The 16,573-nt window shown below is 70.6% G+C and carries 12 protein-coding genes and 1 pseudogene; 9 read left to right on the forward strand and 4 right to left on the reverse strand.

Translation table 11 applies throughout. The features are described 5' to 3' along the window. A pseudogene (locus ACYVLT_RS36025) lies at positions 1-337 on the reverse strand (hypothetical protein); the annotation flags it as partial. A gap of 527 nt (positions 338-864) precedes the next feature. Between ACYVLT_RS36025 and ACYVLT_RS36030 the strand changes: the two are divergent. Then, positions 865-2,268 (forward strand): endo-1,4-beta-xylanase, encoded by a 1,404-nt coding sequence (locus ACYVLT_RS36030; RefSeq protein WP_461124644.1) that lies wholly within the window; start codon positions 865-867, stop codon positions 2,266-2,268. A 181-nt stretch (positions 2,269-2,449) separates the two neighbouring features. Next, positions 2,450-3,880, forward strand: coding sequence for an Nramp family divalent metal transporter (locus tag ACYVLT_RS36035; protein WP_461124645.1), 1,431 nt, complete (start codon positions 2,450-2,452; stop codon positions 3,878-3,880). A 79-nt stretch (positions 3,881-3,959) separates the two neighbouring features. Here ACYVLT_RS36035 and ACYVLT_RS36040 read toward each other — a convergent pair whose 3' ends face one another. Next, positions 3,960-4,946: an aldo/keto reductase gene (locus ACYVLT_RS36040; RefSeq protein ID WP_461124646.1), complete on the reverse strand. Its 987-nt coding sequence runs from the start codon at positions 4,944-4,946 to the stop codon at positions 3,960-3,962. A 46-nt stretch (positions 4,947-4,992) separates the two neighbouring features. After that, complete coding sequence (locus tag ACYVLT_RS36045; protein ID WP_461124647.1) at positions 4,993-5,721, reverse strand: FadR/GntR family transcriptional regulator; 729 nt, start codon at positions 5,719-5,721, stop codon at positions 4,993-4,995. A 312-nt stretch (positions 5,722-6,033) separates the two neighbouring features. Between ACYVLT_RS36045 and ACYVLT_RS36050 the strand changes: the two genes are divergently transcribed. The 6 genes from ACYVLT_RS36050 to ACYVLT_RS36075 all read left to right on the forward strand — a co-directional run bounded on the left by ACYVLT_RS36050 (position 6,034) and on the right by ACYVLT_RS36075 (position 12,726). Next, the gene (locus ACYVLT_RS36050; protein WP_461124648.1) at positions 6,034-7,341 is read left to right on the forward strand and encodes an L-fuconate dehydratase; all 1,308 of its coding nucleotides are present in this window, start codon (positions 6,034-6,036) and stop codon (positions 7,339-7,341) included. A gap of 103 nt (positions 7,342-7,444) precedes the next feature. Beyond that, positions 7,445-8,506 carry a sugar ABC transporter substrate-binding protein gene (locus tag ACYVLT_RS36055; protein WP_461124649.1) on the forward strand — a complete coding sequence of 354 codons (1,062 nt, stop codon included), beginning with the start codon at positions 7,445-7,447 and terminating at the stop codon, positions 8,504-8,506. A 20-nt stretch (positions 8,507-8,526) separates the two neighbouring features. Next, positions 8,527-10,032 (forward strand): sugar ABC transporter ATP-binding protein, encoded by a 1,506-nt coding sequence (locus tag ACYVLT_RS36060; RefSeq protein ID WP_461124650.1) that lies wholly within the window; start codon positions 8,527-8,529, stop codon positions 10,030-10,032. Beyond that, complete coding sequence (locus tag ACYVLT_RS36065) at positions 10,025-11,083, forward strand: ABC transporter permease (protein WP_461124651.1); 1,059 nt, start codon at positions 10,025-10,027, stop codon at positions 11,081-11,083. Before ACYVLT_RS36060 ends, ACYVLT_RS36065 begins: the two co-directional genes overlap by 8 nt. 91 nt (positions 11,084-11,174) lie before the next feature. Continuing rightward, the gene (locus ACYVLT_RS36070; protein WP_461124652.1) at positions 11,175-12,008 is read left to right on the forward strand and encodes a phosphotransferase family protein; all 834 of its coding nucleotides are present in this window, start codon (positions 11,175-11,177) and stop codon (positions 12,006-12,008) included. A gap of 286 nt (positions 12,009-12,294) precedes the next feature. Next, positions 12,295-12,726 (forward strand): nuclear transport factor 2 family protein, encoded by a 432-nt coding sequence (locus ACYVLT_RS36075; protein ID WP_461124653.1) that lies wholly within the window; start codon positions 12,295-12,297, stop codon positions 12,724-12,726. 316 nt (positions 12,727-13,042) lie between these two features. Here ACYVLT_RS36075 and ACYVLT_RS36080 read toward each other — a convergent pair whose 3' ends face one another. After that, the gene (locus ACYVLT_RS36080; protein WP_461124685.1) at positions 13,043-13,438 is read right to left on the reverse strand and encodes a RidA family protein; all 396 of its coding nucleotides are present in this window, start codon (positions 13,436-13,438) and stop codon (positions 13,043-13,045) included. Positions 13,439-13,606: 168 nt separating this feature from the next. On the opposite strand from ACYVLT_RS36080, the gene ACYVLT_RS36085 reads away from it, so the two are divergent. After that, positions 13,607-16,573 carry a P-loop domain-containing protein gene (locus tag ACYVLT_RS36085; protein WP_461124654.1) on the forward strand — a complete coding sequence of 989 codons (2,967 nt, stop codon included), beginning with the start codon at positions 13,607-13,609 and terminating at the stop codon, positions 16,571-16,573.

Below are 16,573 nucleotides of genomic sequence, written 5' to 3' on the forward strand. Positions count from 1 at the left end.
CCTTCATGCCGCCGGGGAACCGGCCCGGGTCGCCCTGGAGGTTGCCCGCCGAGTCACGGTTGGGGTTCATCCAGCAGTCGTCCACCACCACGTACTGGTAGCCCGCCTCGCGCATGCCGGAGCTGACCATGGCGTCGGTCATCTGCCTGATCAACGTCTCGTTGATGTTGCAGCCGAACGTGTTCCACGAGTTCCACCCCATCGGCGGGGTACGCGCCACTCCGTTGTCCAGGGCTCGGGCGGAGTCGGTGTTCAGCACCGTCATCACGCCCGCCGCCACCAGCAGAGCCGCGGACATGACGTGCGCGACGCGATGCCGCCGCGGTAGGTGTGCCATGGTTATCGGTCCCTTCGCTGTTCGGTGTCGTGGCTCGCGCGACGCGCGGCGGCCCAGCGTCGTCGGACAGACACCGGCAGGGTCGGGTCGCGGCCTGCGGGGCGACCCCGATTGCCCGTCGAATGTAGCGATACGCGATTCGACCGGTCAAAGCTAAATATGTGAGCGCTAACTTTAGCTACCGTTCGCCACACCGCGTTGCGCAACTTTTCGAAAAACCCGCATAAACACAGTTCAACTGCTACCACAAAGCTTAAACTGCTCCATTCAGCGCAAGCGGACGCATATTTTCCGTGGTCAGACCTTGTGAGCGCGAACAATGGGGTGCGACACTGCCGGGCACCAGACTCGCGAATCGCGCCGACGACACAGTGCGCCGTTTCGCGAAGCGCCGGCCCGCGACTCACACCGCCACGACGCTTGCGCGCCGCCCGCACCCGGCGACACGGCGACGGCGGACCGGCCGAACGGTTATGCCCAATTCACCCGTCACGGACGACGGGTGCCTCTCTGCGAAGGTGTCGAAGATGAAGCTGACAGCGAGGTCAGTGTCACGGGTGGCGCTCGCGGCGGCGTTGATCGCCACGACCACGGGCGGCGTCGCGCTGCTGGCGACCACGTCCGCGAGCGCCGCGAGCACCCTCGGCGCGTCCGCGGCCCAGAGCGGCCGCTACTACGGCGCGGCCGTCGCGGCAGGCAGGCTCGGCGACTCCACCTACGTCGGGCTCCTGAACCGCGAGTTCAACATGGTGACGGCCGAGAACGAGATGAAGATGGACGCCACCGAGCCGAACCAGAACCAGTTCAGCTTCGCCAACGGCGACCGCATCGTGAACCACGCGATCGCCCAGGGCAAGCGCGTGCGCGGCCACACCCTGGCCTGGCACTCGCAGCAACCGCGGTGGATGCAGGGCATGGAAGGCTCGGCGCTGCGCTCCGCGCTGGTCAACCACATCAACCGGGTCGCCTCCTACTACCGGGGCAAGATCTACGCCTGGGACGTGGTGAACGAGGCCTTCGCCGACGGCGGCTCCGGCGGGCGCCGTGACTCGAACCTCCAGCGCACCGGCAACGACTGGATCGAGGTCGCCTTCCGCACCGCCCGCGCGGCCGACCCCGCCGCCAAGCTGTGCTACAACGACTACAACACCGACAGCTGGGCCGCCGCCAAGACCCAGGGCGTGTACCGGATGGTGCAGGACTTCAAGGCCCGCGGCGTCCCGATCGACTGCGTCGGCCTCCAGTCGCACTTCGGCACCAGCATCCCGGGCGACTACCAGACCACCATCCAGCGCTTCGCGGCGCTCGGCGTCGACGTGCAGATCACCGAGCTGGACATCGCCGGTTCCGGCACCCAGCAGGCCGACAACTACCGCCGCGTGACGCAGGCGTGCACCGCGGTCGCGCGGTGCACCGGCATCACCGTGTGGGGCATCCGCGACACCGACTCGTGGCGCTACCCCAACGACTCGCCGCTGCTGTTCGACGGCTCCGGCAACAAGAAGCCCGCCTACAACGCCGTCCTCGACGCCCTCAACGCCGCGCCGCCGACCACGACGACCACCACCAGCAGCAGCAGCACGACGACCACTACCACCACCACTACGACGACGACCACCACGACGCAGAACCCAGGTCCCGGCGCCTGCACCGCGACGGCGTCGCTGAACAGCTGGAACGGCGGCTTCGTGGCCAACATCAAGGTCACCGCGGGCACGTCGGCGCTCAACGGCTGGTCCGTCTCGGTGTCCCTGCCGTCCGGGACCACGGTCACCAACCAGTGGAGCGCCAACCGCAGCGGCACCACCGGCACCGTCACGTTCACCAACGTCGACTACAACGGCTCCGTCGGGGCGGGCCAGTCCGTCGAGTTCGGCTTCCAGGCCACCGGCAGCGCCACCGGCCTCTCCCCCACCTGCTCGGCGCGGTGACCCGCGGCCGCCGGTCGTCGCCTCGGCGTCGACCGGCGGCCGGCTCGACGCCGGGGTCACCACTGGGTTGGTGTGCTCCCGCGTCGGGCCGCACGGCCCGTTCGCCTTCCCTCGCCCGATCGTGCGGGTTCCCCGTATGATCTCCACGGAGATCTCCTAGTTCCGGCGAAGGGATCACCAGATGACCAGGCAGCACGACGACGTGACCAGCCGGTTCCCCGCCGGCCGCCACCTGCCACCGCCCGAGGTGCGGCCGCTGCCGGAGGCCCCGACCTCCACCTGGCGGATCATCGGACCGGGCATCATCGCCGCGGGCGTCGGGCTGGCGTCGGGCGAGTTCATCCTCTTCCCCTACATCGCCTCCCAGGTCGGCCTGGTGTTCGTCTGGGCGGCGCTGGTCGGGCTGGCCACCCAGTTCTTCCTCAACATGGAGATCGAGCGGTACACGCTCGCCACCGGTGAGACCGCGCTCACCGGCTTCAGCCGCTTCTGGCGGCACTGGGGCCTGGTGTTCGCGGTGCTGACCATGTTCGCGAACCTGTGGCCCGGCTGGGCGACCAGTTCGGCGACCATGGTCACCTACCTGTGGGGCGGCGACGTCCGCTGGATCTCCGTCGGGATGCTGCTCGCCATCGGGCTGATCCTCACGCTGGCGCCGGTGGTGTACGTGGCGCTGGAACGGGCCGAGATGCTGAAGGTCGCGGCGGTGCTCGTGCTGCTGGCGGTCGGCGCGGTGGTCGCGATCTCCGCGGACGCGTGGGCCGACGTGCCCGAGATCGTGACGGGAGCGAGCGTCCCGGTCGGTACGCTCGGCCTCGCGCTCCTGACCGGCGCGCTCGCCTTCGCGGGTGCCGGTGGCGGCCAGAACCTGGTGCAGAGCAACTGGATCCGGGACAAGGGCTTCGGCATGGGCAAGTACGTGCCGCGAATCAAGAGCCCGGTGACCGGCAAGCCCGAGGCCGCGCCGAGCACCGGGTTCATCTTCGAGCCGACCGACGAGAACCTGACCCGGTGGCGCGCGTGGTGGCGGTTCGCGAACCGCGAGCAGCTCTACACCTTCGTGCTGATCACCTTCCTGTCCATCGTGTTCACCTCGCTGCTCGCCTACTCGACCGTCCACGGCCGGCCCGGTCTGCCGAACAACATCGGGTTCCTGCGCATCGAGGGCGAGGTGCTGAAGGAGACCGTCGGCGCCTGGTTCGGCACGCTGTTCTGGGTGACCGGCGCGTTCGCGCTGTTCGCCGCGGCACTGGGCATCGTGGACTACTCGAGCCGCCTGGTCGCGGACGTGATCAAGACCGCGTACGCCAAGAAGCTCAAGGAGAGCACGCTCTACTTCGCCATCGTGTGGGCGCTGGTGCTGGTGGGCTGCGTGATCGTGCTGGCCGGCCTCGGGCAGCCGCTGCTCCTGCTGGTGATCTCCGCGTGCGTGGGCGCCTTGATGATGTTCATCTACTCCGGGCTGTTGATCGTCCTCAACCGCAAGGTGCTGCCGGAGCCGATCCGCATCCGCGCCGGCCGCATGGCCGTGCTCGGCTGGGCGGTCGCGTTGTTCGGCGCGCTGAGCGTCATGACGATCATCGAGCAGACCCGCAAGCTGTTCGGCAGCTGACGTGCCGCCCGAGCGGCACGGTCCTCGGCCGGGACCGTGCCGCTCGGCTCACGGGTCTGGTTCGTGGTGGTCGCTCCGATCACGGTGCCGCCTCGTCCAGCCCGTCGAGTTCCGCCCACAGCGCCTCCGGGATCACGGCGGTGGCGTGCGCGGTGTTCTCGGCGACCTCGCGCGGGCTTCGGGCGCCGACGACCACGGTGGTCACCGCCGGGTGCCGCAGGGGGAACCGCAGCGCGGCGGCGGCCAGCGCGACGCCGTGCTCGGCGCACCGGGCGGCCAGGGCGCGGACGCGTCGCAGCACCTCCTCCGAGGCCGGGAAGTAGTTGTACATCGCCCCGGGGACCGGGTTCGCGAGGATGCCGCTGTTGAAGACACCGCCGACGATGACGCCCACCTGCCGCTTCTCGCACAACGGCAGCAGGTCGTCGGCCGCGCCGCGATCCAGCAGGGAGTACCGGCCGGCCACGAGCACGCAGTCGACGTCGGTCTCGGCGACGAACCGGCTGAGCATCGCCGTCTGGTTCATCCCCGCCCCGATCGCCCGCACCGCGCCCTCGGCGCGCAGCCGCTCCAGCGCCGGGTACGCCCCGCTGACCGCCTCCTCCCAGTGGTCGTCCGGGTCGTGGATCAACACGATCTCGAAGGAGTCGAGGCCGGACCGCTCCAGGCTCTCCGAGAGCGACCGGTAGACGCCCTCCGCGCTGTAGTCCCGCACCCGGACCACGCCGGGGTCGTCGTAGAAGAAGCCCTCGCTGCCGGGCGGGGTCTCACCGGGCACCAGCAGCCGGCCGACCTTCGTGGACACCGCGAACTCCGCGCGGGGCCGACCGGCGAGGAACGTGCCCAGGCGCCGCTCGGCCAGTCCGGCGCCGTAGTGCGGCGCGGTGTCGAAGTACCGGATGCCGGCCGCCCACGCGGCCTCGTGGGTCGCGGCGGCCTCGTCGTCCACGACCTCCGCGTACAGCCCGGCCAGGGGCGCCGTGCCCAGGCCGAGACGGGTCACCGTGACGTCCGTGCGGCCCAGCGGCACCCGTTCGGCGAACCACTGCGGCTCCGCGGCGGCCATCACGCCCGCCCGGGAACGTGACGCGACAGTCTCATCGGGTTCCTCCTCAGCGGGGGTAGGTCGGAAGTGGCCGGTCTTCGGGCGGGGCGTCGCCGTCCCGGTCCACGTGCTCACGCAGCCAGCGCTCGGTGGTGCTGATGTGCACGAGGGCGGCGGCCTGCGCGAGGGTGGCGTCCCGGTCGACCAAGGCGTGGTAGATCGCCTCGTGCTCGGCCAGGGTGCGGCTCGCCGCGTTGTCGTCGACCAGTCCGCGCCAGACCCTGGCGCGCACCGTGGGGCCGGAGATGCCTTCCAGCAGGGTCGTCAGCGTGGCGTTGCCGGTGGCGGCCACGACCGCCCGGTGGAACGCGGCGTCGTGCTTGTTGAGCAGCTCCACGTCGTCGCGGGCGAGGCGCATCGCGAGGAGGTGGCGTTCGACCTCGGCCAGTTCGGCCGCGGAGATGCGGGTGGCGGCGAGCCCGGTGGCGACCGGCTCGAACAGCAGGCGCACCTCGGTGAGCTCCAGCAGGGTGTCGCCCCTGAGCAACTCCACCGCGGAGGCGATGCTCCCGAGCAGCACCTCCGGTTCCAGGCTGGTCACGTAGGTGCCGTCGCCCCGGCGGATCTCCAGCACCCGGGCGACGACGAGCGCCTTGACCGCCTCCCGCATCAGGTTCCGGGACAGTCCCAGCTCGGCGGCCAACTGCTGCTCCGGTGGCAGCTTGGACCCTGGTGGCAGCTCACCCGACTGGATCATGTCCCTGATGCGGTCGATGGCCTTGTCGGTCAGTGACATCTGGCGGCTCTCCCCGGAACGTGGCATCGACGCCGGGGCAGGCTAGCAATACATCCCATCTCTGCGAAAGACATGGGATGTCGCATGGACACCGCCGATCAGCCTCAGGTCCAGTCCAGCAGCCAGATCTTGGCGTTTTCCGGACCGAATCGCCCATTCGATCTGGACAGCACCCCGGCGAGAGCCTATACATTCATCCCATGTCCAGGGGCGGTTCGTCGCACCGCTGACTTGCCGGCGACACACGACGAGGGGTGGTTGCCATGCCGTCGAACAGACGTTGGGGCGCTCGAACCGAAGGTGCCCCGCACGATGACTGAGCTGATCACCGCGCTCGACGCGGTCGACGTGCGGTTCCCGACCTCGCTCGAACTCGACGGCTCCGACGCCATGAACCCCGAACCCGACTACTCGGCCGCCTACGTGACCATCCGCACCAGCGGCGGGGCCGAGGGGCACGGGCTCGCGTTCACCGTGGGACGGGGCAACGACGTCGAGGTCGCCGCGGTGCGCGCGTTGGCGCCGCTGGTCATCGGCCTGTCCGTGGACGAGGTGCTCGGCGACCTCGGCGCGTTCTCGCGGCGGCTGACCGGCGACAGCCAGCTGCGCTGGCTCGGGCCGGAGAAGGGCGCCATCCACATGGCCGCCGCCGCCATCGTCAACGCCGTCTGGGACCTGTACGGGCGGCGCGCGGGCAAGCCCGTGTGGCAGCTGCTCTCCGAGCTGTCCCCGGAGCAGCTGGTCGACCTGGTCGACTTCCGCTACCTCGAAGACGCCCTCACCCGCGACGAGGCGCTCGACATCCTCCGCCGGGCCGAACCCGGGCGCGCCGAACGCACCGCGCACCTCCTGCGGCACGGCTACCCGGCGTACACGACCACGCCCGGCTGGCTCGGTTACGACGACGAGAAGCTCGTGCGCCTGTCGAAGGAAGCCGTGGCCGAGGGCTTCACCCAGATCAAGCTGAAGGTGGGCGCCGACCGGGCCGACGACCTCCGCCGGCTGCGGCTGGCCCGCGAGGCGGTCGGACCGGACATCCGGATCGCCGTCGACGCCAACCAGGCGTGGGGCGTGCGGCAGGCGATCGACTGGATGACCGCGCTGGCACAGTACGACCCGTACTGGATCGAGGAGCCCACCTCGCCCGACGACATCCTCGGCCACGCCGCCATCCGGCGGGCGCTGGCGCCGGTGAAGGTCGCCACCGGCGAGCACACCCACAACCAGGTGATGTTCAAGCAACTGCTCCAGGCTGGCTCCCTGGACATCCTGCAACTCGACGCCAGCCGCACCGCGGGCGTCACCGAGAACGTCGCCATCGTGCTGCTAGCGGCCAAGTTCGGCATCCCCGTCTGCCCGCACGCGGGCGGCGTCGGGCTGTGCGAGATGGTGCAACACCTCGCGATGTTCGACTACGTGGCCGTCAGCGGCACGACCGAGGACCGCGTCATCGAGTACGTCGACCACCTGCACGAGCACTTCACCGACCCGGTGCGGATCCGCGCCGGCCGCTACCTCGCCCCGACCGCGCCCGGCATCAGCGCCGAACTGCACCCCGCGTCCATCGCGGCCCACCGCTTCCCGGACGGGCCGGTCTGGCAACGACAGGCCACCGCGTGAGCGCACCGGCGCCGACCTCGCGGTCGACGGCCTGAGCGGCTCGCGCACCCGGCACCGAACCCCCACCGGCCCCCGAACCACACCGCACGCTAGGAGAACCGCCGTGCAGACCAGAACCCGCGCGCGCCTCGCCGCCGTCGCCGCCCTCACCGCCGCGCTCAGCGCCTGCGCCACACCGGACTCCGGGCCGGGAGCCGCGGGCGGCGCGCCGGTGGTCGGCGTCGACTACCCCCGGTCCGACACCGACTTCTGGAACTCCTACATCCAGTACACCCCCGGGGCCGCGCAGGAGCTCGGCCTCGAACTCAAGACCACCAACTCGCAGAACGACGTCGCCAAGCTCACCGCCAACGCCCAGACCTTCATCAGCCAGGGCGTCAAGGGCGTCGCGATGGCGCCGCAGGACACCGCGGCCATCGCACCCACGCTGGACCAGTTGGAAGCGAAGAAGATCCCGGTGGTCACCGTGGACACCCGACCCGACACCGGCAACGTGTACATGGTGGTCCGGGCCGACAACCGCGCGTACGGCGAGAAGGCCTGCCGGTTCCTCGGCGCCAAGCTCGGCGGCAAGGGCAAGGTCGTGATGTTGCAGGGCGACCTCGCCTCGATCAACGGCCGCGACCGCACCGAGGCGTTCAACGACTGCATGAAGTCCGAGTACCCCGGCATCACGGTGTTCGGCGAGGCCACGAACTGGGACGGCGCGATCGCGGCGCAGAAGCTCCAGACCGACCTCACCGCCCACCCGGACATCAAGGGCGTCTACATGCAGTCCAGCTTCGCGCTCGCCGGAACCCTCCAGGTGCTCAAGCAGAAGGACCTGCTGGTCGGCCCGGAGGACCCCAAGCACGTGTTCGTGGTCTCCAACGACGGGATCCCCGAGGAGCTCAAGAACATCGCCGAGGGCCGGATCGACGCCACCGTGTCCCAGCCGGCCGACCTCTACGCCAAGTACGCCCTGCACTACCTGAAGGCCGCGATCGAGGGCAAGACGTTCGCTCCCGGCAAGACCGACCACGACAGCACGATCATCCAGGTCCGCGAAGGTCTGCTGGAGGACCAGCTCTCCGCTCCCCTGGTGACCGCGGACGGCGGCACCTACGACGGCGTCGCGAGCCTCAAGAGCGACGACCAGTCGTTGTGGGGCAACAAGCTCGGTTGACCGGGAAGGCGACACGCGAGATGGCTACGACTGCGCCCGTTGCCGAGGCGACGGGGATAACGAAGCGGTTCGGGTCCACGGTGGCGCTGCACGAGGCCGCCATCAGGATCGAATCCGGGCAGACCCACGCCCTGGTGGGGCGCAACGGAGCGGGCAAGTCGACCCTGGTGGCCATCCTCACCGGGCTCCAACCGCCGGACGAGGGCACGATCAGGTTCGGCGGCGAGCCCGCACCGCGGCTCGCCGACCGGGACGCCTGGCGGCAGCGGGTGGCGTGCGTCTACCAGAAGTCCACGATCATCCCCGAGCTGACCGTCGCCGAGAACCTGTTCCTCAACCGGCACGACCGCGGCCGCGGCGGGCTGATCAGCTGGCGGACGGTGCGCGACCGGGCACGGGAACTGCTCGACACCTGGTCGGTCGACGTGGACGTGCGCACGCCCGCGCGGGAGCTCGACGTGGAGCAGCGGCAGTTCGTGGAGATCGCCAGGGCACTGTCGTTCGGTGCGCGCTTCATCATCCTGGACGAGCCGACCGCCCAGCTGGACGCCGCCGCCATCAACCGGTTGTTCGCCCGGATCAACGACCTCCAGCAGCAGGGCGTCACGTTCCTGTTCATCAGCCACCACCTCCAGGAGATCTACGAGATCTGCGACACGGTGACGGTGTTCCGCGATGCCAGGCACATCCTGACCGCCCCGGTCGACGAGCTGCCGCGGGCCGAGCTGGTCGCAGCCATGACCGGCGAGGCCGCGGCGGAGGTCGGCGGTGCGCGGCGCGGTCCGTCGCCGGACGCCGCGGACGTGCTCAAGGTGGACGGCGCGGCCCTGCCCGGTGCGTACGACGACGTGTCGTTCCGCATCCGCGCCGGTGAGATCGTCGGTCTCGCCGGCGCGGCGAGCAGCGGTCGCGTCGAGATCGCGGAGACCGTCGTCGGGTTGCGGGCGGCCGCCCGCGGCACCGTGGAGATCGCGGGCTCACGGCCCCGGCCGGGCAGCGTGCCCGCCGCGCTGAAGGCGGGCGCCGGGTTCGTCCCGCAGGACCGGCACCACCAGGGTCTCGTGCCGGAGATGTCCATCGCGGACAACGCGACCCTGACCATCCCGGAACGGCTCGGCCGGGCGGGGTTCATCGACGGCCGCCGCCGTGACGACGTCGCCAGGTCCATGATCGGGAAACTCGCGATCAAGACACCGGGGCCGGAGCTGCCGGTCTCCGGTCTCTCCGGCGGCAACCAGCAGAAGGTCGTCATGGCGCGCGCCCTGGCGGGCGACGCCGAGGTGCTCGTGCTGATCAACCCGACCGCCGGCGTCGACGTGCGGTCGAAGGAGTTCCTCCTCGGCAAGGTCGAGGAGATCGCCGAGTCCGGCACGGGCGTGCTCATCGCCTCCGACGAACTCGACGACCTGCGCCTGTGCGACCGGGTCCTGGTGGTGTTCCAGGGCCGCGTGGTCGCCGAGACCGCCCGCGGCTGGCACGACCACCAGCTCGTGGCCGCGATGGAAGGAGTGGACCTCGATGCCTGAGACCACGACCGCGGCCGCGGTCACCGGGAACGGCTCGACCGCCGATCCCGGCGGGAAGGGCCCGTCCGCCCGACGTGCCGGTGGGCGGCGGCTCGCCTTCGCCCGCCTGCGCGACCTGGCGCTCATCCCCGCGATCATCGCGATAGCCGTCGTCGGACAGCTCGTCAGCCCGGTGTTCCTCCAAGCCGACAACCTCGTCAACATCCTGCAGACGATGTCCGAGATCGCGGTCCTGGTGCTCGCCCAGGCACTGGTGCTGATCGTGAAGAAGATGGACCTCTCCCTGGAGTCCACCGTCGGCCTCGCGCCCGGGGTCGCCGCGTGGCTCACCGTGCCCGTCGGCGCGGGCCACGGGCTGGGCCTGCTGCCGGGCGGCTGGTCGGTGCCCGTCACGTTGGCGGTCGGCGTGCTGATCGGCGTCGTCAACGCGCTGTTCATCATCCGGTTCGGGCTCAACGGCTTCATCGTGACGCTGGGCATGCTGATCGTGCTGCGCGGCATCCTCACCGGCATCTCCGGCGGTCAGACGTTCTTCCGGCTCCCGGAGTCGATGCTCTACCTGGGCAGCACCCAGTGGCTCGGCGTGCCCGCGTCGGTGTGGTTGTGCCTGGTCCTGTTCGCCATCGGGATCGTGGTGCTCGGCTTCACCAGCTTCGGCCGGTCCCTCTACGCCATCGGCGGCAACGTCGACGCGTCGAAGGCGGCCGGCATCCGCACCGACCGCGTGCTGTGGATCGTGCTGGTGACCGCGAGCCTGCTGGCGGCGCTCAGCGGCCTGCTGCTGTCCGGGCGGCTGGCCTCGGTCGCCTCGGGCCAGGGCAACGGCTACATCTTCACCGTGTTCGCCGCGGCCGTCATCGGCGGCATCAGCCTCAACGGCGGCAAGGGCACGATGTTCGGCGCCTTCACCGGCATCCTGCTGCTGTTCATGATCCAGAACGTGCTCACCCTCGGCGGCGTCCCCGCGCAGTGGATCGGCGCCCTCAACGGCACGATCATCCTCATCGCCCTGGCACTGTCCCGCGTCACCGGGGGCAAGGCGCAGGAATGAGCGTCGCCCTCCGCCCTCCGGACGCGGAGAAATCCGGTCGTCCGGCGGGGTGGTGGGCCGTAGGGTGCCTCAGGGTGCGGAGATTGCGACGATGAAGGCTTCGGATGCCACGCGTGCGGTGACCGCGAGCATCTCCACGGCCGCCGAGCTCGGCCTGGCGGTCGACGAGGCGGTCGTGGTGCAGGACTCGAACCGGCTCACCCTGCGGCTGCTGCCGTGTGACGTCCTGGCCCAGGTGGCACCGGTCGCGCATCAGGTGGCGCGGTTCGAGGTGGAGCTCGCACAGCGGCTCATCGCATCCGGAATTCCGGTTGCGGCACTTGAGCCACGCGTGCAACCACGCGTCTACGAGCGTGATGGCTTCGACATCACGCTGTGGACCTACTACGAACCCGTGACGCACCAAGGGATCCCGCCGGCCGACTACGCCGGTGCGCTCCAGCGGTTGCACGCCGGCATGCGCGAGCTCGACGTCCGCACGCCGCACTTCACGGATCGGATCGAGGAGGCGCAGCAGCTCGTGGCGAGTCCCGACCGCACGCCCGAGCTCGTCGACGCCGACCGCGAGCTCCTCGCCGACGCGTTGCGGAGCACGAGACGCGCGATCACCGAACGCGGCGCCGCCGAGCAGCTGCTGCACGGCGAGCCGCACCCGGGCAACGTGCTCACCACGGCGGACGGGCTGCTGTTCGTCGACCTCGAGACGTGCTGCCGCGGGCCCGTCGAGTTCGACCTGGCCCATGCGCCGGAGGAAGTCGCCGAGCACTACCCCGGTGTCGATCAGGACTTGGTGCGCGAGTGCCGGATCCTCGTGCTGGCGATGATCACGACGTGGCGTTGGGATCGGGACGACCAACTCCCGAACGGCCGTCGGCTCGCCGCGGAAGGGCTCAACCGGATCCGGACAGCGCTCGATCGTCCATAACCGGGCGAGCCGGCCCGGCGTGGGAGGCGACGTGCACCTGCACGCGGCACCACCGGCACCCGCACCGACGGTGCCACGTCGACTGCCCGCCGCACCGGACCTGCTCGCCGGCCGGCTCGCGGAGCTGACCCGGTTGGACGCGGCCCTCACCACTGCCGCCGCCGTGACGCCACACGGCCAATCAGAACTTCGAACATCACCTGCCACCGGCCGCGGTCTACGCTGTGGCCGGCGGCCACCCGAACCACCAAGATCACGGCGTTCACCGGAGTGGGAGGTACGCCCAGTGTCCGAGGTCGACAACAAGGCGTTCCTGCGGGGAGTCTTCGCCGAGACCGCGAAAGGGAACGGGCGGCCGTTCCTCGACGCACTGGCCGACGACGTCCGCTGGACGATCATCGGGCAGACCGCGTGGTCGCGCACCTACGAGGGGAAGCGCGCCGTGCTGGATGAGCTGCTCCGCCCACTCGCGGAGCAGCTCGGCGGCCGCAACATCGTCAGCGCCGAGCGCTTCGTGGCCGACAACGACGTGGTCGTCGTCGAAGGCCGCAATCACAGCGTCACCAAGTCAGGCCGTGACTACCCGAACCGCTACTGCTGGGTCTTCGTGATGCGGGACGGCAAGGTCGCCGAGATAACCGAGTACACCGACACCCAATTGATCGCCGAGGTGCTCGCCCCACCTCCGGCCGCATCCTCACCACACCACCCAGGCTGACCGGCGCCCTCACGTACGCGTCGGCGGAGGTGCCTCCCTCCTGCGTAGGGGCGGTCGAACCAGCAAGATGCGGAGACCCTCGACCGCGTCGGATACCCCCACGCCGCCCTCGGACAGCACGACCAAGCCCGCGAAGCCTGGGGCGAAGCGCTGGCCCTGTACCGGGAACAGGGTCGCGACAACGACGCCCAACGCGTCCAACGGCAGCTCCACGACCTCGACCGCGCCACCGACAAGGGATGACGGGCGCGTGAGCCGTCCTCCCGTCCGGAGGAAGGCCCTCCGTCATCGCCCTGTCGGAGGCGGCGAGGTCGCGTCACGCGACGGCGGTTCCCTCCAACTCGACCATCAGGGTGGGGATCGCCAGCCGCGTCACGCCGAGCATCGTCATGCTCGGCGCCACCCCGGCGGCGCCCAACCGCGACGCCAGCACGCCGTAGTGCTGGAACAGCAGGTCGACGTCGGTGGTGTAGACGTTGAGCCGGACGAGGTTCGCGAGGGACATGTCGGCCTCGCCGAGCACGGCCTCCAGGCCGTCGACGCTCAGCGCCAACTGCGCCGCCATGTCGCCGGCGTGCTGGGGCTCGCCGTCGCCGCTCATCGCGGTCTGCCCGGAGCAGTACAGGGTCCGGGTGTGCCCGGAGACCAGCTCACCCTGGTTGAATCCCATCTTGACCGACCACGTCACCGGGTTGACGGCCGTTCGCTGCACTGCCACATCAGCTCCATTCGATCCATTGAGGACACGTACGTCCGCCGGCTCGCCGGCCGGCACCTCCGACGTCGTGGTGACCAGCCTCCCAACCAATCACGACATCCTGTGTCGTGTATTCCTGGCGTATCGTGCCGTTGTGCATCCGGCCTCGCGGCGACCCGTGCGATGAGCGGCCCGCGTCCGCCGAGGCGCCGGCTCTCCGCGTCGCGGACCGGCAAGGCAGTCGCCGGCCGGGGTGGCTACGCCAACAGCGGCATCCACATCGGCGACGTCACGGTGGCGCAGCCCGCGCGTTCGCGGTACCTGGAGGAAGTGCGCGCGCTGGCCCCCGAGCAGCTGGTCGGACGGGCGCGCGAGCTGGACGAGCTCGCCGACTTCTGCGCTCCCGACCCGGAGCCGGAGGAGGGCTACCTCTGGTGGCAGGCCGACGCCTGGACCGGCAAGTCGGCCCTGATGTCGTGGTTCGTGCTGCACCCGCCGCCCGGGGTGCGGGTCGTGTCCTTCTTCGTGACCTCCCGCTATTCGGCGCAGAACAACGCCGACGCGTTCGTCAGGACCGTGGTGGAGCAACTCGCGGACCTGCTCGGGGAGCCGCTGCCCGCCGCCGGCCACATCCACCTGCGCGGGCTGCTCCGCGAGGCGGCCGAGGCGTGCGTGCGCGCCGGCGAACGGCTCGTGCTCGTCGTGGACGGGTTGGACGAGGACCACAACGTCGACGGGACCGGCGACGTCCACAGCATCGCGGCCCTGCTGCCCGCGTCGCCGCCGGCGGGCATGCGGGTGGTGGTGGCGAGCAGGCTGAACCCGTCCCTGCCCGCCGACGTGCCCGACGACCACCCCCTGCGCGACGCGTCCGTGACCCGCCGGTTGGGGCCTTCCCTAGAGGCCAAGGTCGTCCGCGTCGACATGGAACGTGAGCTCAGGCGCCTGATGAAGGGGTCGCCGGAGGAACGGGACCTCCTCGGCCTGGTCGTCGCGGCGGGCGGTGGTCTGTCGGCGGCCGACCTGGCCGAACTGACCGACCGGCCGCGTCGGCAGGTGGACGAGCACCTCACGTCGGTGCTGGGCCGCAGTTACCGGCCACGACCCGCGCAGTGGGAGCCGGGCGCCGTCGTGTACCTCCTCGGCCACGAGGAGCTCCAGGTCGAGGCGCTGGAGTTCTTGGCGGACGAACTCGACGGGCTGCACGGCCGACTGCACGCCTGGGCGGATCGCTACCGACAGCGGTTCTGGCCCCAGGACACCCCGGAATACCTGCTGAACGGCTACTTCGGCCTGTTGGTGCGCCTCGGTGACGTGGACCGGATGGTGGACTGCGCCACCGATGCCAGACGGTACGGAACCCTGCTCGACCTGTCCGGTGGCGATGCGATCGGCCTGTCCGAGATCGACCGGACGCGACGGGCGCTGATCCACCGGGCCGAGCCGGACCTGGGGGCGTTGACCCGGCTCGCGGTGCACCGCAGCCACCTCGCGTGGCGCAACGACGCGGTTCCGGAACGGTTGCCGGCGTTGTTGGCCCGGCTGGGACACGAGTCGATCGCCGAATCGCTGGCGTTGTCGATACCCGACGCGTCGAGGCGCGGGAACGCGATCCGCGCCTTGCGTGACAAGGTGCTGCCCGCCGCGCAAGCGCCGTCGCCCCAGCCGGTGCCGTGGCCGGAGGCGAGCACCGACACCTGGTCCCGCGTGCTCTCGCTGCTGGAGTACGTGCACCAGGCCGCATACCGCGGTGCTCAGGACGACATGCGCACCGGGGCGTACGAGATCCTCAGGGAGGCGCCGTCGCTGAGGTTCAACCGGGGGTCGCGGGCCCTGGAGGCCCTGGCTTCCCACCTCGCCGAGGGCAGCGAATGGCACTTCGCCATGCAGATCGTCGAGGAGATCACCGACGACGCCCACCGGGTGGCCGCTCTCACGAGAATCGCGGAGCACTGTGCCGCACGTGACGAGCAGGAGGTCGCCGAGGGCATAGCCCTGCACGCAGCCGACATCGCGCGGGTCGAATTCCCCGCTACGGCGGTGTTCCCGTTGCTCACCGACGCCATGCGGGCCGCCGCGGACATCGGTGACACCGAGTCGATGAACGACTTGGCGCACTGCGGCACCTTCATCTCGTCGCGGATCACCGACGACGCCGAGCGGGTGATCACGCTGACGACGTTGGCGACCGCGGCCCGCGGGTGCGCGGAGGTCGTGACTTCGCTGACCAGCGGTGTCGAGCAGTGGTTCGCCGACGACCACCTCGGTCCGAAGCTCCACGCGCAGGTCGTCCGGGCGTTGATCGCCGGTGGCGACCTCGGGGCCGCCGAAGCCGCCGCGGCGGGGATCACCGACCCCCTGCACGCGGCCAACGTGGGGACCGACCTGGCGCACGTGGCGGCGCGGGCCGGTGACCTCGGCCAGGTGGCACGGCTCGTCGACCGGGTGGAGCGCGTCTTCGATGCGATACCCGCGTACTGGGATCCGGAGGCACAGCTGGTCAAGCTGGTGGCGGTCTGGGCGGCCGCCGGGGACGTGACGCGCGGCGCGGCGGTCGCCGCCCGGATCGCCACGCCTTATCACCGGGTCAAGGCTTGGGCCGAGATGGCGACGCACAGCGAGGATCCGGAGCGGGCACGGGACTTCGCGGAGCGTTCCTGCGCCGTCATGCGGACCATCGAGACTCGGGGGCAGCAGGGCAACGGTCTGTCCTGGGTGGCGGGCGCGTTCGGCGCGGTCGGGGACTTCGAGCGCGCGTTGTCCCTGGCCGAGGAGGGGCACGAGCTGGAACGCGCGTGGATCGCCTTCGACCTGGCACGGCTCCCGGAGTCCGCCATGCACGCCGACCGGATCAGCGGGCTGGCGGCGACTCGGCGTGATCGCGCCCTGGTGTTCGCCCACCTGGCCGCCACGCACGTGTCGGTAGACTTCGGGAGGCCGGCGGAAGCACTGGCGGACGGGATCGACGACCCGGACCGGTGGGCGGAGGTGCTGGCGACGGTGGCGAGGCGTGTTCCGGTCATGCGCCGTCGACTGGTGGTGGAGCTGCTGGGCTCGGACCGGTGGACGGTCGGGCTTCCCGCGCTGGCGCGGACCTCGCACCGGGCCTTCCGCCTCGTGATCGAGGAAGTCGGGGGACTGTTGCAGTGA

Source organism: Saccharothrix stipae, from assembly GCF_054781895.1.